This is a genomic window from Mucilaginibacter gossypii, assembly GCF_017569325.2.
In the GTDB taxonomy this organism is placed as follows: Bacteria; Bacteroidota; Bacteroidia; order Sphingobacteriales; family Sphingobacteriaceae; genus Mucilaginibacter; species Mucilaginibacter gossypii.
Genome location: NZ_CP071878.2, coordinates 6,553,825 through 6,577,288, shown reverse-complemented (window position 1 = coordinate 6,577,288; position 23,464 = coordinate 6,553,825). Strand labels below are relative to the sequence as shown.

21 protein-coding genes are annotated in these 23,464 nt (G+C 43.4%); 12 read left to right on the top strand and 9 right to left on the bottom strand.

From position 1 onward, the window contains the following. Positions 1-9 precede the first annotated feature (9 nt). Complete coding sequence (locus J3L18_RS28235) at positions 10-1,758, top strand: ABC transporter ATP-binding protein (protein ID WP_129568013.1); 1,749 nt, start codon at positions 10-12, stop codon at positions 1,756-1,758. A 79-nt stretch (positions 1,759-1,837) separates the two neighbouring features. Here the strand turns inward: J3L18_RS28235 and J3L18_RS28230 are convergent, their stop codons facing one another. Beyond that, complete coding sequence (locus J3L18_RS28230) at positions 1,838-2,038, bottom strand: hypothetical protein (protein ID WP_129567987.1); 201 nt, start codon at positions 2,036-2,038, stop codon at positions 1,838-1,840. 344 nt (positions 2,039-2,382) lie between these two features. Between J3L18_RS28230 and J3L18_RS28225 the strand changes: the two genes are divergently transcribed. From J3L18_RS28225 to J3L18_RS28205, 5 genes are all read left to right on the top strand, one after another. Continuing rightward, the gene (locus J3L18_RS28225; protein WP_091167461.1) at positions 2,383-3,261 is read left to right on the top strand and encodes a cell division protein FtsX; all 879 of its coding nucleotides are present in this window, start codon (positions 2,383-2,385) and stop codon (positions 3,259-3,261) included. 85 nt (positions 3,262-3,346) lie between these two features. Next, complete coding sequence (locus J3L18_RS28220; RefSeq protein ID WP_090530735.1) at positions 3,347-3,631, top strand: DUF3098 domain-containing protein; 285 nt, start codon at positions 3,347-3,349, stop codon at positions 3,629-3,631. Between the two features lie 95 nt (positions 3,632-3,726). Continuing rightward, the gene (locus J3L18_RS28215; RefSeq protein WP_091167458.1) at positions 3,727-4,521 is read left to right on the top strand and encodes an undecaprenyl-diphosphate phosphatase; all 795 of its coding nucleotides are present in this window, start codon (positions 3,727-3,729) and stop codon (positions 4,519-4,521) included. Positions 4,522-4,668: 147 nt separating this feature from the next. Continuing rightward, on the top strand, positions 4,669-5,400 hold the full coding sequence (gene truB, locus J3L18_RS28210) for a tRNA pseudouridine(55) synthase TruB (protein WP_375339189.1): 732 nt from the start codon (positions 4,669-4,671) through the stop codon (positions 5,398-5,400). 75 nt (positions 5,401-5,475) lie between these two features. After that, positions 5,476-6,402: a bifunctional riboflavin kinase/FAD synthetase gene (locus tag J3L18_RS28205; protein WP_129567986.1), complete on the top strand. Its 927-nt coding sequence runs from the start codon at positions 5,476-5,478 to the stop codon at positions 6,400-6,402. 84 nt (positions 6,403-6,486) lie between these two features. Here J3L18_RS28205 and J3L18_RS28200 read toward each other — a convergent pair whose 3' ends face one another. Next, entirely contained in the window at positions 6,487-7,110 is a 624-nt protein-coding gene (locus J3L18_RS28200; protein ID WP_091167448.1) for a LysE family transporter, read from the bottom strand. Positions 7,111-7,277: 167 nt separating this feature from the next. On the opposite strand from J3L18_RS28200, the gene J3L18_RS28195 reads away from it, so the two are divergent. Both J3L18_RS28195 and J3L18_RS28190 read left to right on the top strand, forming a co-directional pair. Then, the gene (locus J3L18_RS28195; protein WP_129567985.1) at positions 7,278-8,204 is read left to right on the top strand and encodes a cobalamin-binding protein; all 927 of its coding nucleotides are present in this window, start codon (positions 7,278-7,280) and stop codon (positions 8,202-8,204) included. A 132-nt stretch (positions 8,205-8,336) separates the two neighbouring features. Then, positions 8,337-10,892 carry a family 20 glycosylhydrolase gene (locus J3L18_RS28190; protein WP_129567984.1) on the top strand — a complete coding sequence of 852 codons (2,556 nt, stop codon included), beginning with the start codon at positions 8,337-8,339 and terminating at the stop codon, positions 10,890-10,892. 218 nt (positions 10,893-11,110) lie between these two features. Here J3L18_RS28190 and J3L18_RS28185 read toward each other — a convergent pair whose 3' ends face one another. The 4 genes from J3L18_RS28185 to J3L18_RS28170 all read right to left on the bottom strand — a co-directional run bounded on the left by J3L18_RS28185 (position 11,111) and on the right by J3L18_RS28170 (position 17,222). Then, positions 11,111-13,189 (bottom strand): TonB-dependent receptor, encoded by a 2,079-nt coding sequence (locus J3L18_RS28185; protein ID WP_129567983.1) that lies wholly within the window; start codon positions 13,187-13,189, stop codon positions 11,111-11,113. A 372-nt stretch (positions 13,190-13,561) separates the two neighbouring features. After that, positions 13,562-14,692: a TlpA disulfide reductase family protein gene (locus tag J3L18_RS28180; protein ID WP_129567982.1), complete on the bottom strand. Its 1,131-nt coding sequence runs from the start codon at positions 14,690-14,692 to the stop codon at positions 13,562-13,564. A 102-nt stretch (positions 14,693-14,794) separates the two neighbouring features. Further along, positions 14,795-15,982 carry a TlpA disulfide reductase family protein gene (locus tag J3L18_RS28175; protein WP_129567981.1) on the bottom strand — a complete coding sequence of 396 codons (1,188 nt, stop codon included), beginning with the start codon at positions 15,980-15,982 and terminating at the stop codon, positions 14,795-14,797. A gap of 58 nt (positions 15,983-16,040) precedes the next feature. After that, positions 16,041-17,222, bottom strand: coding sequence for a formimidoylglutamase (locus tag J3L18_RS28170; RefSeq protein ID WP_129567980.1), 1,182 nt, complete (start codon positions 17,220-17,222; stop codon positions 16,041-16,043). Between the two features lie 165 nt (positions 17,223-17,387). Here J3L18_RS28170 and J3L18_RS28165 point away from each other — a divergent pair, with 165 nt between their 5' ends. Together J3L18_RS28165 and J3L18_RS28160 are read left to right on the top strand one after the other, a co-directional pair. Beyond that, entirely contained in the window at positions 17,388-18,356 is a 969-nt protein-coding gene (locus tag J3L18_RS28165) for an NAD-dependent epimerase/dehydratase family protein (protein ID WP_091167429.1), read from the top strand. 70 nt (positions 18,357-18,426) lie between these two features. Next, positions 18,427-19,716: an HAD-IB family phosphatase gene (locus J3L18_RS28160; RefSeq protein ID WP_129567979.1), complete on the top strand. Its 1,290-nt coding sequence runs from the start codon at positions 18,427-18,429 to the stop codon at positions 19,714-19,716. On the opposite strand, the gene J3L18_RS28155 is transcribed toward J3L18_RS28160, so the two are convergent. After that, a complete protein-coding gene (locus J3L18_RS28155; RefSeq protein ID WP_189549054.1) occupies positions 19,713-20,195 on the bottom strand; it encodes a universal stress protein in 483 nt (160 codons plus the stop codon). The two genes, J3L18_RS28160 and J3L18_RS28155, sit on opposite strands and share 4 nt — an antisense overlap. Positions 20,196-20,279: 84 nt before the next feature. Here J3L18_RS28155 and J3L18_RS28150 point away from each other — a divergent pair, with 84 nt between their 5' ends. Then, positions 20,280-21,233 carry a tryptophan 2,3-dioxygenase family protein gene (locus J3L18_RS28150; protein ID WP_129567977.1) on the top strand — a complete coding sequence of 318 codons (954 nt, stop codon included), beginning with the start codon at positions 20,280-20,282 and terminating at the stop codon, positions 21,231-21,233. Between the two features lie 127 nt (positions 21,234-21,360). Continuing rightward, positions 21,361-22,431, top strand: coding sequence for a branched-chain amino acid aminotransferase (locus J3L18_RS28145; RefSeq protein ID WP_112657100.1), 1,071 nt, complete (start codon positions 21,361-21,363; stop codon positions 22,429-22,431). A 170-nt stretch (positions 22,432-22,601) separates the two neighbouring features. Here the strand turns inward: J3L18_RS28145 and J3L18_RS28140 are convergent, their stop codons facing one another. Beyond that, positions 22,602-23,150: a histidine phosphatase family protein gene (locus J3L18_RS28140; protein ID WP_208102367.1), complete on the bottom strand. Its 549-nt coding sequence runs from the start codon at positions 23,148-23,150 to the stop codon at positions 22,602-22,604. 20 nt (positions 23,151-23,170) lie between these two features. Beyond that, on the bottom strand, positions 23,171-23,452 hold the full coding sequence (locus J3L18_RS28135) for an ATP-dependent Clp protease adaptor ClpS (RefSeq protein ID WP_090530789.1): 282 nt from the start codon (positions 23,450-23,452) through the stop codon (positions 23,171-23,173). Positions 23,453-23,464: the final 12 nt, after the last annotated feature.

The window sequence follows — 23,464 nt, the reverse complement described above, 5'->3', positions numbered from 1 at the left end:
GGCCGGGTAATGCATTACGTTAAGCCGTATAATAAAACCTTTGTTATAGCTACTTTCCTCACCATTTTTATAGCAGCCAATGCTTTGCTGCAGCCAATCCTGATCCAACGTACATTGGATGTTAATATTTTGAACGATGATTATAATGGGTTGGTTTTTATGGTTGAGCTCATGATAGCACAGCTTCTCATTCAAACTATTGCGCAGTACTACCAAACTTATTTAACCAATGCGTTGGGCCAATATGTGATCCGCGATTTGAGGATCGATATTTTCAACCACATTACCAGTTTAAGATTAAAATACTTCGACCGTACGCCTATCGGTATGCTTATTACCCGTACGGTGTCCGACCTGGAAACTATTGCCGATATTTTTTCGGAAGGGTTGATCTCTATCATGGGTGATATGCTGTTGGTGGTTGCTGTGATAGGCTATATGCTTTGGCAGGACTGGAAACTGGCCCTGATTACGCTTATTCCGATGCCCTTCCTGTTTGCTTCAACCTATGTGTTTAAGGAGGCTATTAAGTCCTCATTCCAGGAGGTGCGTACGCAGGTGGCGCGGCTCAATACTTTCTTGGCCGAGCATATCTCGGGGATCAGTGTGATCCAGATCTTTGCCCGTGAAGACCAGGAGATGCGCAAATTTAAAGCTGTGAACGAAAAGTACCGCGATGCCAATATCCGCTCAAACTGGTATTATTCGATATTCTTTCCTGTAGTAGAAATTCTGTTTGCCATATGCATGGGCCTGTTGGTTTGGTATGGTTGTAAACGAATGCTGTCAGATAGTCAAATGCTAACTATCTCCGCATCAGGCAAGGGAATTACTCCTGGATTGATCACCAGCTTTATAGTATTGCTGAATATGTTATTCAGGCCTATCCGCCAGCTGGCCGATAAATTTAATACCCTGCAAATGGGTATGGTAGGTGCCGACAGGATTTTTAAAGTATTGGATACCGACGAGGTGGCCGAAAATAAAGGCACACTTACAACAGGCAGGCTGCAGGGCGATATTAGCTTTGATAAAGTATGGTTTGCTTATAATGATGAAAATTGGGTGCTGAAAAACATCAGTTTCCACATTAAACCCGGCGAAACCCTGGCTTTGGTAGGGGCAACCGGCGCAGGCAAATCATCAACCATTAATATCCTGAACCGTTTTTATGAAATTGGCAAAGGTTGTGTAAAGGTTGATGGACATGATATCCATGATTATGATGTAAACTACCTGCGTTCGCAGATAGCAACTGTGATACAGGATGTGTTTTTGTTCAGCGATACCATTGCCAATAATGTCAGCCTCAATAATCCCAATATCACCCGCAACCAGATCATAGCTGCAGCCAAAGATGTTGGCGCGCATGATTTTATCGAACGCCTGCCCGGTGGCTACGATTATAATGTGATGGAACGCGGCTCAACACTTTCGGCCGGGCAATCGCAGCTGATCTCGTTTATCAGGGCATTGGTTTATAATCCCGCAATTTTAGTTTTGGACGAAGCTACGTCATCTGTTGATACAGAAACCGAGATCCTGATCCAGAATGCCATCAATAAATTAATGGAAGGCCGTACGGCCATAGTGATAGCCCACAGGCTTTCCACCATTCAAAACGCCGACAGGATCATTGTACTTGACCATGGCGAGATCATGGAAATGGGTACCCACCAGGAGTTGCTTAAAATTGAGAACGGGCACTACCGGAAATTGTACGACCTTCAGTTTAACTCGGCGGGGATTGCGAGATAACCCCACCCAACCCTCCCCAGCAGGGAGGGCTTAAAGATCTTAATTAAGTCTCCCCTTCCGGGGGAGATTTAGAGGGGGCTTATTTCGGTACACTCTTCACCGAATGAACCGGTTGTTCTTCTTTCTCATGCTTTTTGGCAATATCGCCTCCATGCGGATTATCGGCGTGATATTGTTTATCTTCTTTACGCACCTTGCTTTTATTCCCGTTGTCATTTGGCCTGTGGGTCGGGGTATCTGATGGCGAAGGTTTATCTTTTTCGTTTGCTGGCTTTGTCATATATTGATAACAATAGCGGTAGCGCTTTGTTTAACTCCAGGTTTAGATCAGAATTGATCTTTAATTTGTCTGAACCGGGATTTGGGGGGATTTTTCTGTTTTTCCGGATGTTTGTTTGATCGGAATTTGTCGAAATCTGTGTAATCCGAAAAATCCCCCCAAATCCCGGTTCTGCTGTTAATAAATGTTAAATCTGTTAAGCTAAAGCGTTATTAAACATATTTATAAGCAATAAACTTTTACCTTTAGGGAGGGTTTCTTATTTTCGCAGAAATATGATGTTAACTTGAGGGGGATAGTGATCTCAAATCTCACGTCTAATATCTAACATCTAACAAAAGTAAATGGAAGAATTTGAAGCAAGCGCATCCTCTAAAAAGACAAAAACCATCTACATTTCAACTGTATTTGGTATTGCCATGGTGCTGTTAATGGTAGGGCTGCTGGGTTTAATACTGGTATACGCTAAAAATATTTCGAGCTATGTTAAAGAAAACATCGTGCTTAATATTTTTGTTGATGATGCCGCCCACGAAAGCGATGTATTGCAACTTCAAAAACAGTTGGATGGCAACGTAATGGTAAAACAAACCCAATACGTAAGTAAAGAGCTTGCCGCCCGCAACCTGCAAAAAGATCTTGGCGAAGACTTTGTAAAGTTTTTAGGTTATAACCCGCTATCGCAGTCAGTGGATGTTTACCTGAAAGCGGATTATGCCAACAACAAGGATATCGAAAAGTTTAAAGCCGAGTTGCTGAAAAACCCCTTAATAAAAGAGGTTAAATATCAGCAGTCACTGGTTGACCAGATGAACCAGAACGTAACGACCATCAGTTTAATCATCCTTACCTTCGCCGGAATCTTTGTAGTGCTTTCGGTAGCGTTGATTAATAATACCATCAGGTTGGCGATTTATTCGCAGCGTTTCCTGATCAAGTCAATGCAACTGGTTGGGGCTACAAAAGGGTTTATCCGCAAGCCTTTTTTACTGTACGGGATCTGGCATGGCTTATTAGGCGGCCTGATTGCTATTATCCTGCTGATAGGTACTTTATATGTTGCTTATGACAACGTACCCGACCTTGTATTTTTGCAAAACTACACCGAGTTTGGCATCGTGTTTTTAGTTGTAGTTGGGCTGGGTATTTTTATATCAGGCTTCAGTACCTTTTTAGCAGTTAACAAGTTTTTACGTTTAAAAATATACGATCTGTACAGGTAGAGGTTAAAGGTCAAAGCTGAAATGCTTGACCTGAACTTTTAATCACTAATTCACTAAATCAATAATTCACTCATTAAAAAGATATATGGCACAAAAATTTAAACCAGCGGCTCCTGTAAAAACAACTGCTGCAACATCGCCGGCAGCAACCGGTGCCGCAAAAGCTACTGCGCCGGTACAATTTATATTTGATAAAAGCAATTACCGTATGCTAATCATCAGCGTGGCGGTTGTTGCCTTCGGTTTTGTGCTGATGTCGGGCACAACTGACATTTACAGCACTACCAAAATAGTTATCGCCCCAATAGTAGTTTTGGGCGGTTTTGCTTTGGGTTTCTTCGCTATCCTTAAAAAGCCTTCGGCTAATTAATACAGTAACCATGCTGAATTTTACAGTAGATATGTTTTAGTGAAAGATATCTACTGTAATAACGTATATCTCTACCTCAACCCCTTAAAACCCCAATGAATTTAATCCATGTTATTATCCTTGCAATTATTGAAGGGATAACTGAATTTTTGCCCGTATCATCAACCGGGCACATGATCATTGCTTCATCAGTAATGGGCATAGCAGCCGATCCTTTTGTTAAGCTTTTTACTATTGCCATACAACTGGGTGCCATCTTATCGGTAGTGTTCCTGTACTGGAGAAGGTTCCTCCAATCGGTTAATTTTTATTTAAAACTGTTTATCGCTTTTATCCCTGCAGCGGTATTTGGCGTATTGTTTAGCAAAAAGATAGATGCTTTATTGGAGAGCGCGCTTACCGTTGGTATTACCCTTTTTGTTGGCGGTATTATTTTATTGTTTGTTGATAAATGGTTCAACAAGCCTATGATTAAAGAAGAAAAAGAAATCAGCAATTTAACTGCATTTAAAATAGGTTTTTTTCAGTGTTTAGCCATGATCCCCGGTACATCGCGTTCGGCTGCTACTATTGTTGGTGGCATGGCGCAAAAACTAAACCGAACTGCAGCTGCCGAGTTTTCATTCTTTTTGGCGGTGCCCACTATGTTTGCCGCGACTGCAAAAAAACTATACGACTTCCATAAAGAAGGGCACGTATTTACCGGCGAAGAAATTAAACTGCTGGCCATAGGTAATATCATTGCTTTTATTGTTGCCATGCTGGCTATTAAAACATTCATTACTTTTCTTGAGCGCCGTGGTTTCCAGATTTTCGGCTGGTACCGTATTGTGATTGGAGCTGTTATTATAGGATTAATTTTGAGCGGACACCAATTACAAACGATTTAAGCATTTAAGTATATCACATTAATTTTGCCGCGCCGGATCATTCTCATATCAAAAGAGATTGATCCGGCGTAGTAATTTATAGCTTGTCCGGCAATAGGGCCGAAAATCGTACCTTTGCGAAAAATCGGATAAATTGATCCGGTGTAAATAAAAGATTTGAAGAACACGTACACTAAAATAGAGGAATTTGCCGAGGGTCAGCTACTGCTGGTTAATAAACCGTACCAATGGACAAGCTTTGATGTGGTTGGCAAACTCCGCAATTCATTTAAGCCGCTTAAACTAAAGGTTGGCCATGCAGGCACGCTTGATCCGCTGGCTACAGGCCTGTTGATCATTTGCACCGGTAAAATGACCAAGCAGATTGATACTTTCCAGGCCGAAGAAAAGGAATATACCGGGACCATGGTATTGGGTGCTACTACCCCCTCGTACGATATGGAAACGGAGCCAGACAAAAGTTTCGACATCAGCCAACTCACAGAAGAAATGCTGCGTAACAACTGCAGACAGTTCATTGGCGATATCCAGCAATATCCGCCGGCGCACTCGGCCATAAAAGTTGATGGCGAGCGTTTATATGAAAAGGCACGCCGGGGCGAGGATGTGGAACTGAAGCTCCGTAACGTCACTATAACTAAGTTTGAACTAACCCGCATTGAGCTGCCCGAGGTTGATTTCAGGGTGGTGTGCAGTAAGGGCACTTACATCCGTTCGCTGGTGAATGATTTTGGCGCGGCTTTAGGCAACGGGGCTTATCTTTCAAAATTACGACGTACACGCAGCGGTAACTTCAGAATTGAGGATGCCTGGGAAGTGATGGAACTGGTAAATACTGTGAGGGAATTAAAAGTATCAGATGTACATACAGCGCGGTAAAGGAAATTTACAAAGCTCAAACACTCCGGTTTTTAATCCCATCAACTAAAAATTAACTTTGTGTTTTACTCATAAATGAGGGTTTACAATAATATCGACGAATTTACAGCGGTAAACAATGCAGTAGTCACCATCGGTACATTTGATGGGGTACACTTAGGGCACCGTAAAATTATCTCAGGCATTAAGGAGCTGGCCGAAAGCACAGGAGGCGAAACGGTGATCCTTACTTTTTTTCCGCACCCGCGTATGATCCTGCACCCGGAAGATGAAAGCCTGAAACTGATAACCACCATTGCCGAAAAGGCCGACCTAATGGAACGTATCGGGGTTGACCATCTCATTATAACCCCTTTTTCAAGAGATTTCTCCAATCAATCCGCCGAAAGCTATATCCGCGATGTGCTGGTTAACAAAATCGGTACAAAAAAAATAGTAATAGGCTATGACCATCGCTTCGGTAAAGACAGGCAGGGCGGCTTTGAAGACCTGCAGCGCCTTAGCCCTGTGTATGGTTTTGATGTGGTAGAAATTCCCGAACAGGACATCAACGAGGTGGCCATCAGCTCAACCCGTATCCGCAACGCCCTGTTAAGCGGCGATATTCATTTGGCTAATGCCTTTTTAGGCTATCCTTTCTTTATTACCGGAAAGGTTGTCCGCGGCGATCAGATCGGCCGTCAGCTTGGTTATCCGACAGCCAATATCGTGGTTGAAGAAAAATATAAGCTTATTCCATGCGATGGTATTTTTGCGGTAACAGTAATTATAGCTGATCAGAAATATAAAGGGATGGCCTACATCGGCAGTCGCCCAACGGTCAATGGCCTTAGCCGCAATATCGAAGTAAACATCTTTGACTTTAACGAAGAGATCTATAATCAGACTATCCGTATGGAGTTTCACCACTACATCCGGGGTGATGTTAAGTTTTCATCGCTCGACGAGTTGAAAGTTCAGCTGGCCCAGGATAAGGTTGATGTGTTGAAAGTCATGAATTGAACCATGATTTTTAGGATTTGAGGATTACCTTGAATTTGGCATTAATCGTATCAGGCAATCCTTAAGTCAAGAAAATCAAGATTTTTAGTGTTTGAAAAACGACAGATAAATCTGCTTTACAACGTGATACACTGCAAAAGCAAAAAATAATATAGCTATGCTGGTATTGATAAGCCTGGTGCTTAACGCAAATCTTTCCTGTATGTATTTAGCGAATTTGGCATAGATAAACAGGCATAAAAAAGCACCTGCTGCCGAACCCAGACTAAAAATAACAAGAGCTACGCGGCCATCAAGGATCCATTCATGCGTAATGAGGTATGTGCCTGTAACCATCCAGAAGGGTACCTGCATGGGGTTTAGAAAGCCTAATAAAATACCGTATTTAATACTGGCGTGTTCAGAGTAATTGGCTTTAGGTGGGGCATTGCGATGAATCCAGGTGATATAACCCATTACACCAAACAAAACCACCATGATCCAGTCGATGATGGTGCCCAATTTCAATTGTCCCGAAAGCCAGCGGGCAGCATGCATAATAAAATAGGTAAAGAAAAATTCAACTGCCGAAAAAGCTGTAATAAAACGTACAGCCTCTTTTATGCCACGGTTTATAGTGATCTGTACTAAAGTTAGGTTTATATTGCCGGGTGGTATATAGCCTATGAAATTAGCTATAAGCCCGATGAAAAAAGTCAAAAATATCATTGCAGCAAAGATAGGTTGTTAATTGGAGTTGGCAAATTATTGTCTGAACCACGATTTATAGGATTTGAGTATTGTCCGATGTCGGCATTAGAATCCAATAATCTGACAAATCCGTTTAATCCCGGTTCAGAATCTTCCTTACATTTGCAAACTTTAAACGTGTTAACATGCCAACTGAAAAAATAGTTTCATTACTGCCGGCCGCTACCGAGATAATTTGTGCTTTAGGATTAGAGAAAAACCTGGTGGGGCGTTCGCACGAATGCGATTTTCCGGCATCTGTTAAAGAATTACCCATATGTACTGAAGCTAATTTTCCGGATGGTTTGAGCAGCGCCGATATTGATATAAAAGTGAAAGAGATCCTGGCCGATGCGCTCTCGGTTTATACCGTAAAACGGGAACAAATTAAAGCACTTTCACCTGATGTAGTGATAACACAAGCCCAGTGCGAGGTTTGCGCCGTATCGTTAAAAGATGTTGAAGAAGCGCTTGAAAACTACCTGGATAAACAGGCACAAATTATATCCCTGCAGCCTAACAGTCTCGATGATATTTTTAACGACATTGTTACCGTTGCCAATGCACTGAACGTGCCCGCGGCCGGTGCCGAACTGCTTGAAAGCCTGCAGGAACGGGTTGACATTATTAAGCATAAACTGAAATTTATAGACAGCAAACCCACCGTTGCCTGTATTGAATGGCTGGAGCCAGTAATGATATCCGGCAACTGGGTACCAGGCCTGGTAAACATAGCCGGCGGAACGCCTGTTTTGGCACAGGACGGCAAGCACTCACCATATATTGAGTGGGATGAGATCCTGCAGCAGGACCCGGAAATTATTGTGGTGATGCCTTGCGGCTTCAGTATTGAACGCACCATGCGTGAGATAAACCTCCTTTTGGACCGCCCGGGTTTTGCATCACTCAAAGCAGTAAAAAACGATAGGTTTTATATTGCCGATGGCAACCAGTATTTCAATCGTCCTAGCCCAAGGATTGTCGACTCAATAGAGATCCTGGCCGAAATCATCCGCCCTAAGCAATTCATATTTGGTTATGAAGGGGAAGGGTGGATTAAGTTTTCCCTTTAAGTCTTGAGTCACTACTGCCGCAGGTTTAGCGATAGCGTAACCTGTGGTCTGTCTCTATAAAAAACACTTATTAAAATAATTTAAAAAGTAATATATTTACCTGTCTGCTATCTCCCAGGCACAGGATCAATTATGAACAAAATTTTTACGCTGGTGGTTATCGCCGCGGTTTTTGTATGCAGCGGTTTTAAAATTAGTGATGATAAAAAACCGAACGTAACCAACCTGCACCTCACCTGGCAGGTAATGGACAATAACTATCAAAATAAAAACCAAGCCCTCACCGCACTGGTGATTACCAATAAAAGTCATGAGGTTTTGCCTGCAGGGGGATGGAAGATCTACTTTAATTCGGGGCGCGGTTTTACCAAAACGGCCGTTAGCAATAACGCCCTGATTGAACAGGTTAACGGCGACTTATACAGCATAACCCCAACATCCGGCTTCAAAGACCTGAAACCCGGCGAAACCTCCCGCATTGAATTTGTGTGCGATGACCCTGTGGTAAACATTACCGATGCACCTGAAGGGCCATACCTTGTTTGGGATAATGCCCCTGAAAAAGGCTATTCTTTCGGCTCATATGATATTACGCCGTACAAACCAACTTACCAGGGCTTAATAACCCCCGAAATTGTTTATGACAGGAATAAAACGGTTGCCGATATTCCTGCCGATCAGTTACTGAAAGTTTTCCCTACACCGGTAAGTTATAGCCTAAGCAGCGGCAGTTTTTCGTTCGCTGCGGGCGCTCAAGTTTCATCTGCCGATGCGCGGTTCAGCAAAGAAGCAGCTGTTTTACGTAATTACATTGGCGGCATCTTCGGAAAAAAGGAAACAGGAAAACCGGGTAAAGTTATTTCATTTGAATACAAAGCCGGTTTGGGCAATGAAGCTTACGAGCTAAGTGTAAAACCAACCACTGTGGTTATCCGCGCATCTGCAAATACCGGCATCTATTATGGTATTCAATCATTCAAAAGCCTGATCCCGGCGAGCGCTTTAGCTAAAACGCCATCATCGGTACAAATTCCATGCGTTGAAGTTACCGATGCCCCTCGTTTTGCGTATCGTGCCGTAATGCTTGATGTAGCCCGTAACTTTCAGTCAAAACAGCAGGTGTTGAAATTACTGGAAGCGATGAGCCTGTACAAGCTTAATGTGTTGCACCTGCATTTAACGGATGATGAGGGATGGAGAATAGAGATTCCTGCGCTGCCTGAGCTTACTGCTGTCAGCTCGAAACGTGGGCATACCCTTGATAGCAAACGCCACCTGCCACCGTCGCACGGCTCTGGCCCGGAGATTAATAACCCTTTTGGCACCGGCTATTATACGAAAGCAGATTATATCGAGATCCTGAAATACGCCAATGACCATCATATCACTGTAGTACCTGAAATTGAAACACCGGGGCACGCCCGCGGAGCTATTAAAGCAATGAACGCTCGCTATGACCGATTAATGGCCGAAGGCAAAAAGGCTGAAGCTGAAAAATATTTACTGTATGATCCCAATGATAAATCTGAGTATCGCTCGGTACAATACTGGAACGATAACGTGATTGATGTATCGCTCCCTTCAACCTATAACTTTGTGGAGACTGTTGTAAATGACCTCATCAGCACTTACAAAGAAGCCGAAGCGCCACTGCCCACCATCCACTTCGGTGGCGATGAGGTCCCTGCCAATGTGTGGGAAAAATCACCTGCTTATGCAGCGCTTAAGTCTACCCATCCCGAAATACAGAGCACTAATGATCTTTGGTATTATTTCTACGGAAGGATTAATGAAATCCTGAAAGCGAAAGGTATCCGCCTGTCGGGTTGGGAAGAAATGGCGCTGCGTAAAACAACCCTCGACGGTCAGCCGGCTTACGTACCAAATCCGGATTTTACAAAAGAACACCTACAGGTTGATGTTTGGAACAACGTATTAGGCGGAGGGCAGGAAGATTTGGCTTACCGTTTGGCTAATGGTGGTTACAAAGTAGTGCTAACCTGCGTTACCAACCTATATTTTGATATGGCCAATTACAAATCATTTGATGAGCCGGGCTATTACTGGGGCGCGTTTTTAGGCATTGATAAATTCTTCTCATTTATTCCCTACGATTATTTTAAAAATGCCGACGTTGATAAGCAAGGCAACCCGATAAACAGGAATATCTTCATCGGCAAGCAACGCCTTACCGATTATGGTAAAAGCAATATAGTAGGCTTGCAAGGTGCCTTATGGGCCGAAACAGTGAAAGGCCCCGAAAGAATGGAATACATGATTTTCCCGAGGCTGCTTGGCCTGGCTGAACGTGCCTGGGCGCAAGACCCGGCATGGGCCACCGAAAAAGACCCTGTAAAAAGTAAAGAAGCATACCAGGCTGCCTGGTCAAATTTTTTAAATGTGTTAGGCAAACGTGAACTGCCCCGCCTCTCTTATTATAACGGTGGCTATGATTACCGTGTGCCTAAGCCAGGGATCAGCCTGCAGGATGGTAAATATTTTAGTAATGTGGAGTTCCCGGGTTTAACCATCCGGTATACAACCAATGGTAAAGATCCTGACGCTGGTAGTAAGGTTTACACTGGCCCTGTTAACTACAATGGCGGCGTTATCAAATTCCGCGCTTTTGATCCGAAAGGCAGGGGAAGTAATATTGCTGAGGGAGGTAATAACAATTTGAATCCGTAATTCAGTTTGCAGTTTGCAAGCTTTAAAAAAGGCCGTGTTCATATTAAAATCATGTCATTGCGAGGAACGAAGCAATCGCATACATTACAGAGCCGCTCTGCTTTCGTGCGATTGCTTCGTTCCTCGCAATGACATGGTTTTACCTTCCGGGTTTTTATTGATTAAGGCGAGCGTAGTCGGCGATTACTATGATCTATGAACCATCAACTATTAACCATCTAATACATAAAATTCATCCCAACCGAGTAATTCCTCAGCGGAGCTGCATTATAATATCGGTTACCTACAGCATTCAAATCATTACCAAGGCTATATTTCTGATTCAGTAAATTATCCGCGGCAGCAAATATTTCAAAACGGATTTTACGGCCAATGGTTGGCTGATAGCTAACGCGGGACTGCAACAGGTTATATTTTGGCGCATATACGGTGCTTGCATCGTTCAGCGGAATTTTTGAAGTAAAGGTATGCTGAACAAATAATGCAATACTTTCAGGGAACCTGATCTGCAGGCTGCTCACAAATACGTTTTTAGGTACGCCCGTTAGCCTGTTACCCGAATAATTGGCATTGGTAACCATATAATCCCTAAACCGGAAATGACTGTACGTAAAAGATCCGTTGAGTTGTAGCCCACGGATGAAGTTATACCTGTTTGGGCGAATAATCCAATAGTATAATGACGCTTCGGTGCCTAACTGGTTGGTGCCACCGGCGTTGATATAATGTTCGGTTTCATTAGCATTTAGGCGGCGTACTATGGCATTGTTTAAGCGATAGTAGTAAACAGATGCATCCAGCATAAAAGTTTCGTCGCTATTGCGCAGGCGGAAACCTGTTTCATAATTCCAGCCGTATTGGGCCTGCAGGCTTGTGTTTACACTATTATCAGTTGGCCGTACCTCGGCAGTTGTAGGACTTGAATAACCGCGACTTACACTTGCCCGCCACGCCAATGCGTTAATGAACTGGTATGATAAAGCCAGCCTCGGCATCAATTGCGCGCTAAAGTTTCGGTTAGTAAAGTTGCTTTGATTAAGCGGATACAGGTTTTTAAAATCATAACCATAATCGTTTAAGCTTACCGCGGCTTCAATATGCAGACGTTTATACACATCGGCAGCATAACGGGCAAATACAAAATGCTGGTTGGTGTGGATATCATCAACGGTTTGGGTGGTATCTTTTACCCCCTTCTTATTACCATAATTGGCAATGTGCGAGTTGGTTTGCTGCCATTCAAAACCGAGGTCAACTTTCCAGTTTAAATTGGGTTTCTTATCGCCGGTTAGTTCAAAATAAGTACGGAAACCATAGGTGTTTTCACTACGCTGTTCGTAGTTGGTGATAAAAGGATTGGCAAAATCAACGTGATTGCCAAACACAGCCAGCACGTTGCGGATGTGGTCGTTAAAATGATATTCGTTGGTTAAGCCGCCTAAATACATTTTGGTAGTAATACCTATGCGTTGCTGAATAGCCCCGGGCAAAGTTGCCGTAGGCTGGCGGGCTAATCTCGGATTGGCGGTATACTGGGCCAGGTTTAAGCCACCCGGTGTTTGATAGGCCAGGTCGGAATAAATGCCCAATGCTTTTAAGGTGTTTTTGCCGCTGTAGTTCCAGCTATCGGCCAGTTGCAGGTAGTTGCGGTGGGTATCGCTGTTTTGCCTGTAGCCATGATAGGTTTGAAAGCTTTGGTTAATGTTGAGCAGGTAATTGGTAGTTTTTAATTGTACTGCTGCTTTTTCATGAAACAACCCGTATGAACCGCCATTTATCCCGGCCGAAATATAGGTACTGTCGTTATACCGGTTAAGCGGACTAAGAATGACTACCCCGCCTGAGTTTGCCCCAAATAAGCTGCCATCCGGGCCCTTTAATATTTCAATCTTTTGTATGGCCGCTATATCAATGGCATTTAAATAACTGTTGCCGCCGGCGTCGGTAAGCGGGATATCGTCAAAATAGATCTTTACGTCCCTCACGCCAAAAGGCGAACGTAATAAACTGCCCCTGATGGATAAACGATAACTGCCTGGCGAACGCTCCTCGGTACGTATCCCCGGAACCGTATTTAAGGCATTTACAAATGAATTATCAGGCTGGATCCTGAGCTGGGCTGCATTAAGCACACTTACCGACGCCGGTACGCTTATCACAGGCTGGTCGCTCAGGTAACCTTTGATGATCACCGGTTTAAGCTCGGTGGTATCTCTGTTAGGCTTGATCTTATTTTGTGCGTGTGCAGTGATAGCTGCTGCCAGCGCGAAAGTTATTAGCGTAAACGGTTTTAACATAGGTTGATGTTCAGGGACGTCTTCAAAAATAGGTGTTTATACCCGTAAAAGAATATCGGAGGTTTGTAAATATGTTGACACTGTAGGTCGCTGTTTAAAAACAATAGTTTTTGAATGTAGAGACGCATAATTGCGTCTCCCACTTGCAATTTACGATACGTGATAAGCTTTTGAAATTAGCTTGTCCTCCGGGAGACGCAATTATGCGTCTCTACAGAAATATTTTCATCCGTTTATAAACAGCTTATAAGTGGTGCGATTTTCGGTAAAGCTTGTTCTTTGTGTTTAAGCAAATCTGAAAAACTAAACAGAAAAGCCCTGGCAAAATCAATTTTACCAGGGCTTTTACGGTCAATGACTTCAATAATATGATTAGATCTTTCCAAAAATCTCCGCAAGCTTATTCTCCAGATCTTCACCCCGCAGGTTTTTTCCTATGATCTTTCCGTTAGGATCTAACAAAAAGTTTTGAGGAATTCCGCGTACTGCATACAGATCGGCTGCTTTACTGTCCCAGAATTTAAGATCGGATACATGGTTCCAGGTAAGGCCATCTTTGTGGATAGCTGCCAACCATTTATCTTTCGCATTCGGCCTGTCGAGCGACACGCCAAGTATGGTAAAGTTTTTGCCTTTATAAGCGTTGTAAGCCTTTACCACATTAGGATTTTCGCGACGGCAAGGGCCGCACCATGATGCCCAGAAATCTATCAGTACATATTTACCACGAAATGATGACAGGCTAACCATTTTACCGGCAGTATCAGCTTCGGCAAACTCGGGGGCGGTTGCGCCTAATGCCACAGCTTTTAATTTTGGCAGGCGTTCGGCAAATTTCTTGCCTGCTTCGGTTGCTTTAATAGCAGGACTGAAGCTGTTAAACAATGGGGCAATATCTACGTAATCGGCACTGTAGGCATATGATTCAAGCGCGTTAAGGCTTACGTATGAATCGGGGTTTTCCTGGATAAACTTTTTATTTACCTGTGCGTCCTGGTCGTCGATCTTTTTTTCTTCGGCATTTAGTTCGGCCATTTGCTCCGGCGTGGCGGTTTTACGTTTTGCGGAAAGCGCCTCATAGGCATCATTAATCGGTTTTTCGGCCAGGTTATATTTTTCGTTATCGTTATTGGTTTTGGTACCTTCTATTTTGGCATCAGCAATTTTATCAGGGGCGCTTACGTTGATGGTACCTGGTTCAAGGTAAATGGAACGATAATCTTCTGAGCTATGCAGACCGGTACCTTTGGGGTTAAACAAAATATAACCGCTTACAGGTGTTGTTGTGCTTGTTTTACCGGTAAATTTAAAGGCTCCTCCGTTCAATACTGCCGAATCGACAACCGTTTTTCCATCTTTACGATATTGCACATAGACTTTCGCCGGTGCGTTATAGTCGCCAATTTTACCTTGCACAGTATATTGGGCATCCTGGGCAAAAGCTAAAGCAGGGGCGCTTGCAATTGCTGTTAAAGCTATTTTTTTAATTGAGGTCAAGTTCATATCGCAATATAATAAAATTAGCCGGGTATTAAATATCCGGCTAATTCAACGGTGAATATGACATATTAATTAATATTGCCCTGGCAGGGGCCATATTATCAATTAATTGTATTTTCCAAATAGCTGTTCCAGTTTGGCATCAAGATCTTCGCCGCGCAGATTTTTTGCAATGATTTTTCCCTGCGGATCGATCAGGAAGTTTTGAGGGATAGATGTTACCGAGTACAAAGCCGCAGCCTGGTTGTTCCAGAATTTAAGATCAGATAATTGCGTCCATTCCAATCCGTCGCTTTTAATGGCAGCCAGCCATGCCGATTTGCCGTCGGGCCTATCCAACGAAACCCCAACTACCGTAAAGTTTTTGTTTTTGAACCTTGCATAGTTACGTACCACGTTCGGGTTTTCCTGGCGGCAGGGACCGCACCATGATGCCCAAAAATCAAGTAACACATACTTGCCCCTGAACGACGATAGCTTTACAGGTGTTCCGTTAACGTCGTTTTGTATAAAATCAGGAGCTTCGGAGCCAATAGCCGTAACTTTTAGGGCGTCGAGCTGCACCTTCATCATTTTACCGGCTTCGGTATCTTTGATTTTTTGAGATAACGAATTGTATAATGGCTCAACTTCGCTAAGGTCTGGGGCCGGTCCGCTCACCGAGGTTAGTGCAAGTAAACTTAAATAACTATCGGGGTTGGCTGCAATAAAGCTTTTCAAGGTTGTTTTTTGCTCTGTTTGCAGGGCTTTATACCTTGCCTGCATGGCACTCCTGAAAGCTGCCGATTTTTGCTGCTCCGGCGTTGCTGCCCTAGCCTCAGCCATCAGTTTTTCTCCTTTTTGATTGATGGCTTTTAACTGAGCCTGGAGTTTTACATTATCTGTATTAAGTTGCGAACCTGTGATCTGCGCTTTATCTATCGAATCTTTACTGGTGATGACAATGGTACCTTTTTCCAGGAAAAAATCTATGTCGTCGGCCGTCTTTGAAATCAGGCTGCCGTTATCGGCATATTTATAGTTACCATCGATAAATTTTTCGAGGGGTAAACCCTTGTAGTTAACAGCTAATGTGGCATTAACGGGGTTAAATATCGTACCGGTAAATGAAAATGCACCGTTAACCACATTGGCCGAATCGGTAACATTATTAGCACCCAGTTGGTACGATAAATATACTTTGGCGGGTGTGGTGACATTGCCTAATTTACCATTAATAACAAAGGTGTCTGTAGCCTGTGCAAGCGCCGTTACCGGCAGCATGGCGGCTATGTAAAAAAATAATTTCTTCATTAAAATATATAAAAACTCTACGCTGCTAACGTCTGAGCAAGGGTTAAAATTGTGAATATCAGTTTAATTTTTGATATGTGCGCCACCAAAGATCCGGTAATTCGCCGGATGTTGCTGTTTTGTAATCGGCATAGCTGCAGGGTACCAAATGAAAACGCTCATTAGGCGAACCTGCCGACGGGTAGGGCACCTGCATCCACCAGCGGTCGGATTTTTTACTTTTTACAAATATTACTTCCTGGTCGTCGTGGGTTAAGCTGGTTTTATAAATAAGGTATTGGGATTTAGGGTTAAGCGGAAAATCGCGCTTGCGGTTATAAAAACCGTCAATAAAATACCAGATCATTTGCGCCAGCTGCCAGGCGGTTTGCCCGTTACTGTCAAAAGCCGGGTTAAATTCATAAAAACCTATCGAAGTAAGTTTATCATTAAAGCCCGCGTAACGGCAGAGCTGGCAGGCTTCTTCGCCATAAAAACCATTTGGCGTGGCATTGGCATTCCCCATGGCATCGGCAGCCCGGATAGCACCGATATCGAAACTCACCATGCTGGCATTACGGATGGCAGGTTCAGTAACAGCAATATTGCCGCTCAGTTCGCCTAAACGGTGTACATCAAAATAAAGTTTGTCCATTACCCGCAGGCTGTCCTGGCTTACAAAATAGGTTTGGTAGCCAAGGTTGCTGAAGTTAAAAAGGTAATTGGGATCATGCAGGAATATTTTGTTGAGATAGGAAGCAGAAGTAGTTTCAATACTTTCGCCGTGATTATCTTCATCCAAATCAAAATGCGAATCGATTACCACCAGGTCAACTTTCTGTTCAAGCTCCTCATAACCCAGGTACTGGGCGTAAGTAAGATCCTGTCCTCCACCTAAAATAACGGGGATGATGTCTTTTTTGATCAGTTCGCTCACTACCGTTTTAACAGCGAAGTAGGTGTCTGTTACCTTTTCGCCGGCACGGATATTGCCCAGGTCGGCAATTTTTACAGAATAGCCGCCTTCGTTTAACTGGTATAATTTTTCGCGGATGTAATCAGGGCCAAGTGAACAACCGGGGTTGCCAATTGCATTACGATCATCCATAACACCGATAATGGCAATATCCGTTTTCTCCTCCAGATCAGGAAAATCGACAGAATAATGCACAATTTTATCGCCAAGCTGGCTGGTATAATAGCCTTTTTTAGGAACTATCTTTTTAAGATCAATCGGCGTAAAAAAATCAGCTAATGACATAAGTGTTTAATGTGCAGATTTCAGATGTGCAAATGTGCAGATTTTTTAGCCTAAAGCTTAAGGCTAAAAGCAGAAAGCTTTTGTTACCATGTTGCTTAAGTTTAAAAAAGAAAGCTTTAGGCCTTAGGCTTCTGCTTTGAGCTAAAAAATATTCACATTTGCATCATGATCTTAATAACAGGCGCAACTGGTTTTCTCGGGGCCGAACTGGCAAAACTATTGGTTACCACTACCGGGCAGCGAATCCGCTGCACCAAAAGGGCAAGTTCAGTTATCCCAAGGTTACTGTTACCATACCAGGAAAACATCGACTGGGTTGACGCCGATATAATGGATATTTTTGCATTAGCCGATGCTCTTGATGGCGTTACCCAAGTTTACCATTGTGCCGCCTGGGTATCATTAAAGCAGGCGGATAAAAAGCCGATGATCAATACCAATGTTACGGGGACTGCCAACCTGGTTAATCTTTGTAATGAACGTGGCATAAGGATGGTGCATGTAAGCTCAATTGCTGCTATTGGCGCCGCCAAACCCGGAGAGTTAATTACCGAAAACCACCACCTGGAGCAATCAACAGAAAATGATGGTTATGCCATATCTAAATTGGAAAGCGAAATGGAAGTTTGGCGGGGTATTGCCGAAGGTTTGGACGCTGTTATTGTTAATCCCTCGTTGATAATTGGCGCGAGTGCCGGCACCCAGGGCAGCGGCGCTTTATTCAACACGGTACGTAAGGGGCTTAAATTTTATACCTCGGGCACCATAGGTTTTGTTGATGTAGAAGATGTTGCCAAATGCATGGTAGGTTTAATGAACAGTGATATTACGGCCGAGCGTTATATCATCAGCGCTGAAAACCGGGACTACAAAGGTATGGTTACCGAGATAGCAAAAGGTTTCGGCATCAAGCCACCCGCTATTTTTGCTAAACCCTGGATGATGGAACTGGCCTGGCGCGGGGCCGCTTTTGTTTCGGCTATAACCGGTGGTGTTCCGGCTATAGATAAAACATCGGCACAAGCGGCTTCATTAACCCGCGAGTTTGATAATTCAAAAATAAAAAAAGCGATAGGCTTTGAGTTTAAGCCAATCAGTAAGACGATAGGGGAAATTTGTGAGGCGTTAAAATAATAAGAGCTTTCAATTACCTATAAATTCTACCTGTTCTATCAGCAAATTTTTTCGCACCTTTGCAGCCAAGATGGAACAGTACTTTATTATTGATTTCGATAGCACCTTTACACAGGTTGAGGCCCTTGATGAACTGGCCCGGATCTCTCTAAAAAATCGCCCCGACCGCGAAGATATCTACAAACAGATACAAGATTTGACCAATGCATCGATGGAAGGTAAACTATCGTTTACCGAAAGTTTAGAGCGCAGGGTAAAATTGCTAAATGCTAACCGCGATCATTTAAAGCAACTGATCAGCCATCTTAAAAAGAAAGTTTCTACTTCTTTTTCGCGGAATACTATCTTCTTTAAAAATCACCAGGACGAGGTTTTGATCGTATCCGGTGGGTTCAAAGAGTTCATTACACCGGTAGTAACCGAGTACCACATTAAAAAAGAAAATATCTACGCCAACACTTTCGTGTTTGACGAGGAAGGCAATATTATAGGTTACGACCGCGAAAACCCGCTTTCGCAGGAGGGCGGTAAAGTAAAGCTGCTGAAAGAGCTTCAGTTACCGGGTGATATTTATGGTATCGGTGATGGTTATTCTGATTTCCAGTTAAAGGAATCGGGCATGATCAAAAAGTTTTTCGCTTTTACCGAAAACATCGAACGTAAATCAGTAGCCGAAAAGGCCGACCATATTACCCCAAGCTTTGACGAGTTCCTCTATCTGAATAAACTGCCGCGTGCCATCTCCTACCCTAAAAACCGTATTAAATGTTTGGTTGTGGGTAATGTGGATGAGGATGCCTTAGACCAGCTTAAAAAAGAGGGTTACAACATGCGCCACCGCGACGATGTTGAAGAAAAATATCTTGAAGAAGCCGGTGTGTTATTTTGCGACGAAGAACATCAGCCAAGCGCCGAACAAGTTCAAAATGCAGGCAGGTTAAAGGTGATTGGTATTTTTGGCAAATGTAACCGCAAGCTTGCCGATGCTGCTGCCGAAAACGGGATCATCATTTTTGACGACCCAAGGCATAACCCGCACAGTACTGACTTTTTGCCAAAAAGGGTAATGGCTTTCATGAATGAAGGTAAAACACATACCAGTTGCAATTTCCCCGATCTGCAGCCGCCGCGTGTTAACAATGCCCACCGTTTAATTCATATCCATAAAAACGTACCGGGGATACTGGCTAAAATTAACGATGTATTTGCCCGCCATAATATTAACATTGTGGGTGAATTCCTGGTTACCAACCCGCAAATAGGGTATGTAATTACCGACGTTAATACAGGCTATGATACTGAAGTGTTGAACGAGTTAAAAGCGATTGAGCATACCATTAAGTTCAGGCTTTTATATTAATTTTTCGCTTCAATATAAGGCACAACCAATACAGGGATCAATGATTTGTTGACCACCTGCTCGGCAACGTTGCCTAAAAAGAATTTATCGATACCGGTACGGCGGTGAGTGCCTAAAACTATCAGGTCGGCATTAAACTCCTTACTGCATTCAATAATACCTTCAGCTGTAGATCCGTATTGGGTGAAGTGAGCTATTTCCAGTCCCTCGCCCCATTCTTTTGCCGTCTGATCCAGCAATGCGGCAGAGCGCTCGGTTTGCAATGTTTCTAATTCTGTGCCTGGCAGATTTATATTAGGATCAAATGGCATCCCTCCTAATAAACCGTCCTGGGTATCGGTGGGAACAATGATGGGTTCAACGATGTGTACCAAACCAACTTCGGCACTATAGGTATGGGCTATATCAAAAGCGTAGGCCGCCGCATAACGTGAAAATTCGCTTTCATCAATACCGATGAGTATCTTCCTGATCTTCATAATAATATTTATAAGGCTTGTATCCATTATAACAACCTAATACGGATATGTTTTAGCAGTATACTATTTTATTACCTTTGAAGTATGCATTTCTCTACCGAAATTGAAGACCGGCTAAATCAACTGCAGGAAAAGTACGAAGCTATGGGCCAGGATATGAACTCATATCTTGATGGCCTGCTTTATGCAGATTTTTTAACCTACTGGGATTATATCCACCTGGATACCCTGTTGAGCTTACAAAACCCTAAAACCCCTTTTCCCGACGAAGAGATCTTTATCATTTATCACCAGATAACTGAATTGTATTTTAAGCTGGCCCTGCATGAGTGCAAACAAATTGCCGAAGCAACGCCGCTGACAGCCGAGTTTTTTACAGCGCGGTTAAAAAGGATCAACAGGTATTTTGGTGCCTTAACCCACTCGTTCGAAATCATGGTTGATGGCATGGAGAAAGAGCAGTTCCTGAAATTCAGGATGTCGTTGCTGCCGGCAAGCGGTTTTCAGTCGGGGCAGTACCGCATGATCGAGATCTACGCTACGGATTTTATAAACCTGGTTGCTAAAGATAAACGTGAAGAACTGCAGCATGCAACTATTGAAGCGCAATTTGAATACCTGTACTGGAAGTTTGGCGCTACCGAACTTTCCACCGGTAAAAAGACTTTGACGCTTAAACAGTTCGAGAAAAAATATTCAAAAACATTTATTGAACTGGGCAAGGCCGCTGTTAAGCACAACTTTAATACGCTGACTAAACAATTTGATTCGTCATCACAACTGACTCCTGAATTGCGTAACGAATTGCGCCAGCTGGATATCAATGTCAATGTAAACTGGCCGCTTTCACATTATAAATCGGCGGTGCGTTATCTAAACCGCGAGCCTGAGGATATTAAGGCAACAGGCGGCACTAACTGGCAAAAGTACCTGCCGCCACGTTTTCAAAAGCGAATCTTTTATCCCTGGGTATGGAGCGAAGAGGAAAAAGAAAACTGGGGTAAGGCCTGGGTTGATGATGTGCTGGGTAGTAATTGAACTGGCAATCATATTGTCAAAATGATGTTTTATATGTGATAATCACCATTTAACTATGCAAATTTTTGGCGTAGGCCATAAAAATGCCTAACTTGCCATTTTCTATAATTTATTAATTTTTAATGCCATGACCGAGACATTGGACATCAAGATCAGCAGGACAACTGCTTCCCGTTTGCAGCAAACGGACTTTGACAACTTACCTTTTGGAAAAACTTTTTCTGACCACATGTTTGTGGCCGATTACGCGGACGGTGAATGGAAAAATCTCTCGGTCATTCCCTACGGCGAAATTGGTCTAAGCCCTGCAATTTCAGCACTTCATTACGGACAAGCGTTTTTTGAAGGACTGAAAGCCTATAAACATGCTGATGGAAAAATTACCGTTTTCCGCCCGGATAAAAATGCTATCCGTTTCAACAAATCGGCCGAGCGCCTTTGTATGCCTACTTTACCCGAAGAAATCTTTTTGCAAAGTATAGCTACACTGGTTGACCTTGACCGCGACTGGGTTCCTTCAAAGCCAAACCATGCTTTGTATATCCGCCCATTCATGTTCGCTACTGATCCGTACCTGGGGGTAACACCGTCTTCAACTTATAAATACATGGTATTGATTGGCCCCGTTGGCCCGTACTTTTCAAAACCATTGCGTGTTAAAATTGAAACACACTATACCCGCGCTGCCGAAGGCGGCATGGGTTATGCCAAAGCTGCCGGTAACTACGGAAGCTCCATGCTGCCGGCCCGCAAAGCAACTGAAGAAGGTTTTGATCAACTGATTTGGACTGATGCCAAAGAGCATAAGTTTATTGAAGAAATGGGCGCTGCTAACGCGATGTTCCTGCTGGATGGTAAACTGATCACAGCCGAAGCAAAAGATACGATATTAGATGGTGTAACCCGCGATACCGTTATAGCTTTAGCCAAAGAGTGGGGTATCACTGTTGAAGAACGCAAAGTTTCTGTAGCCGAGATTGTTGAAGGTGCTAAAAATGGCAAACTTACCGATGCCTTTGGTGCCGGTACTGCCGCAACTATAGCTCCTGTAGCTTCAATCAGCTACGAAGGCCAGGAGTATTTCCTGAGCGATCCGAAAACACGTGAGTTTTCGAACAAAGTATTTGATACACTGGATGCCATTAAATATGGTAATGTTCCGGACACCCGCGGCTGGAATTACCTGGTTAGCGAATAATTATCAGTTAACATAAAACACAAAACGCCCCGGAAAATCCGGGGCGTTTTACATTTACAAATCTCTATGTCATTGCGAGCGCAGCGTGGCAATCGCACGTAAGCAAGTCCGCTCTGTATAGCATGCGATTGCCACGCTGCGCTCGCAATGACATGATTTTAGTGATATTCTTAAAAACTACACCCCGAAGCCGGTGTAATCCCTTCTCTATCCATTGTTAATGATGGTTTGCCTTTTTTGAAAGTAACAATCCAAATACTGTCAAAATCACTGTCGGGCCATTCCAGGTCTTTAACTTTCATGCCTAAAGCTTTCAGTAAAGGTTTAATTTGATTATGTTCCCATACAATAAGGATGGTGCCTTTTTTTGAGGTAAGCTCTTTAGCGACGCCGTTATCATCCTCTTCTTCAAAATTACTGTTGACGGAGAGATTATATTTTGCAGCAAACGGCGAGATGGTTTGGAACATGCGCACCCTCGCGGTTGATTTACCCTGGTGCATTGCCGGCACATAAATATGATCGGGCAAACCGAATTTGGCTTTTAAAACTTCGGGCAGTTTGAGCGAACGGTTAAACCCGGCGCACGAAAGGTTATCCCCAACATCGGGCTTTTCGGCATGACGGATAATTACCAGTTTCAGGTTTTTGCCCTGGCCGCAGGCGGTCAGGCTTGCCCAACCGACTAATAAAAAAAATAAAAATGATCTTTTTAGCATGTCGGTTATTTTTTAGCGTGTTATTCTACTGAAACTGTTAAGCCCTCCTGCTGAAGGATCTTCCGGTAGATCTCCATTTCGGTAAAGGAGCCTTCCAGTACGGCGCATTTGCCTTCGTTATGTACTTTCCATGCTATCTTTTCGGCTTGGGGTTCGGAGTAATCCAGGTATTTCATCATGCAGTGGATCACGTGGTCAAAAGTGTTAAAATCATCGTTCCAAAGTATTAAACGATGCATCTCTTTAAGTCCTGCAAGTAACTCTTCGAGGGTAAATGTTTCTTCCTGTACTTCAGTTGGCATACGTAACTACAA

Excerpts from the sequence above, each read along its gene's own strand:
- J3L18_RS28180 (WP_129567982.1), bottom strand. The coding sequence starts at position 14,692 with ATGAACTTGACCTCAATTAAAAAAATAGCTTTAACAGCAATTGCAAGC.
- J3L18_RS28200 (WP_091167448.1), bottom strand. The coding sequence starts at position 7,110 with ATGATATTTTTGACTTTTTTCATCGGGCTTATAGCTAATTTCATAGGC.
- J3L18_RS28230 (WP_129567987.1), bottom strand. The coding sequence starts at position 2,038 with ATGACAAAGCCAGCAAACGAAAAAGATAAACCTTCGCCATCAGATACC.
- J3L18_RS28160 (WP_129567979.1), top strand. The coding sequence starts at position 18,427 with ATGGAACAGTACTTTATTATTGATTTCGATAGCACCTTTACACAGGTT.
- J3L18_RS28205 (WP_129567986.1), top strand. The coding sequence starts at position 5,476 with ATGAGGGTTTACAATAATATCGACGAATTTACAGCGGTAAACAATGCA.
- J3L18_RS28185 (WP_129567983.1), bottom strand. The coding sequence starts at position 13,189 with ATGTTAAAACCGTTTACGCTAATAACTTTCGCGCTGGCAGCAGCTATC.
- J3L18_RS28135 (WP_090530789.1), bottom strand. The coding sequence starts at position 23,452 with ATGCCAACTGAAGTACAGGAAGAAACATTTACCCTCGAAGAGTTACTT.
- J3L18_RS28150 (WP_129567977.1), top strand. The coding sequence starts at position 20,280 with ATGCATTTCTCTACCGAAATTGAAGACCGGCTAAATCAACTGCAGGAA.
- J3L18_RS28145 (WP_112657100.1), top strand. The coding sequence starts at position 21,361 with ATGACCGAGACATTGGACATCAAGATCAGCAGGACAACTGCTTCCCGT.
- J3L18_RS28225 (WP_091167461.1), top strand. The coding sequence starts at position 2,383 with ATGGAAGAATTTGAAGCAAGCGCATCCTCTAAAAAGACAAAAACCATC.
- J3L18_RS28170 (WP_129567980.1), bottom strand. The coding sequence starts at position 17,222 with ATGTCATTAGCTGATTTTTTTACGCCGATTGATCTTAAAAAGATAGTT.
- J3L18_RS28155 (WP_189549054.1), bottom strand. The coding sequence starts at position 20,195 with ATGAAGATCAGGAAGATACTCATCGGTATTGATGAAAGCGAATTTTCA.
- J3L18_RS28235 (WP_129568013.1), top strand. The coding sequence starts at position 10 with ATGCATTACGTTAAGCCGTATAATAAAACCTTTGTTATAGCTACTTTC.
- J3L18_RS28220 (WP_090530735.1), top strand. The coding sequence starts at position 3,347 with ATGGCACAAAAATTTAAACCAGCGGCTCCTGTAAAAACAACTGCTGCA.
- J3L18_RS28165 (WP_091167429.1), top strand. The coding sequence starts at position 17,388 with ATGATCTTAATAACAGGCGCAACTGGTTTTCTCGGGGCCGAACTGGCA.
- J3L18_RS28140 (WP_208102367.1), bottom strand. The coding sequence starts at position 23,150 with ATGCTAAAAAGATCATTTTTATTTTTTTTATTAGTCGGTTGGGCAAGC.
- J3L18_RS28195 (WP_129567985.1), top strand. The coding sequence starts at position 7,278 with ATGCCAACTGAAAAAATAGTTTCATTACTGCCGGCCGCTACCGAGATA.
- J3L18_RS28175 (WP_129567981.1), bottom strand. The coding sequence starts at position 15,982 with ATGAAGAAATTATTTTTTTACATAGCCGCCATGCTGCCGGTAACGGCG.
- J3L18_RS28215 (WP_091167458.1), top strand. The coding sequence starts at position 3,727 with ATGAATTTAATCCATGTTATTATCCTTGCAATTATTGAAGGGATAACT.
- J3L18_RS28190 (WP_129567984.1), top strand. The coding sequence starts at position 8,337 with ATGAACAAAATTTTTACGCTGGTGGTTATCGCCGCGGTTTTTGTATGC.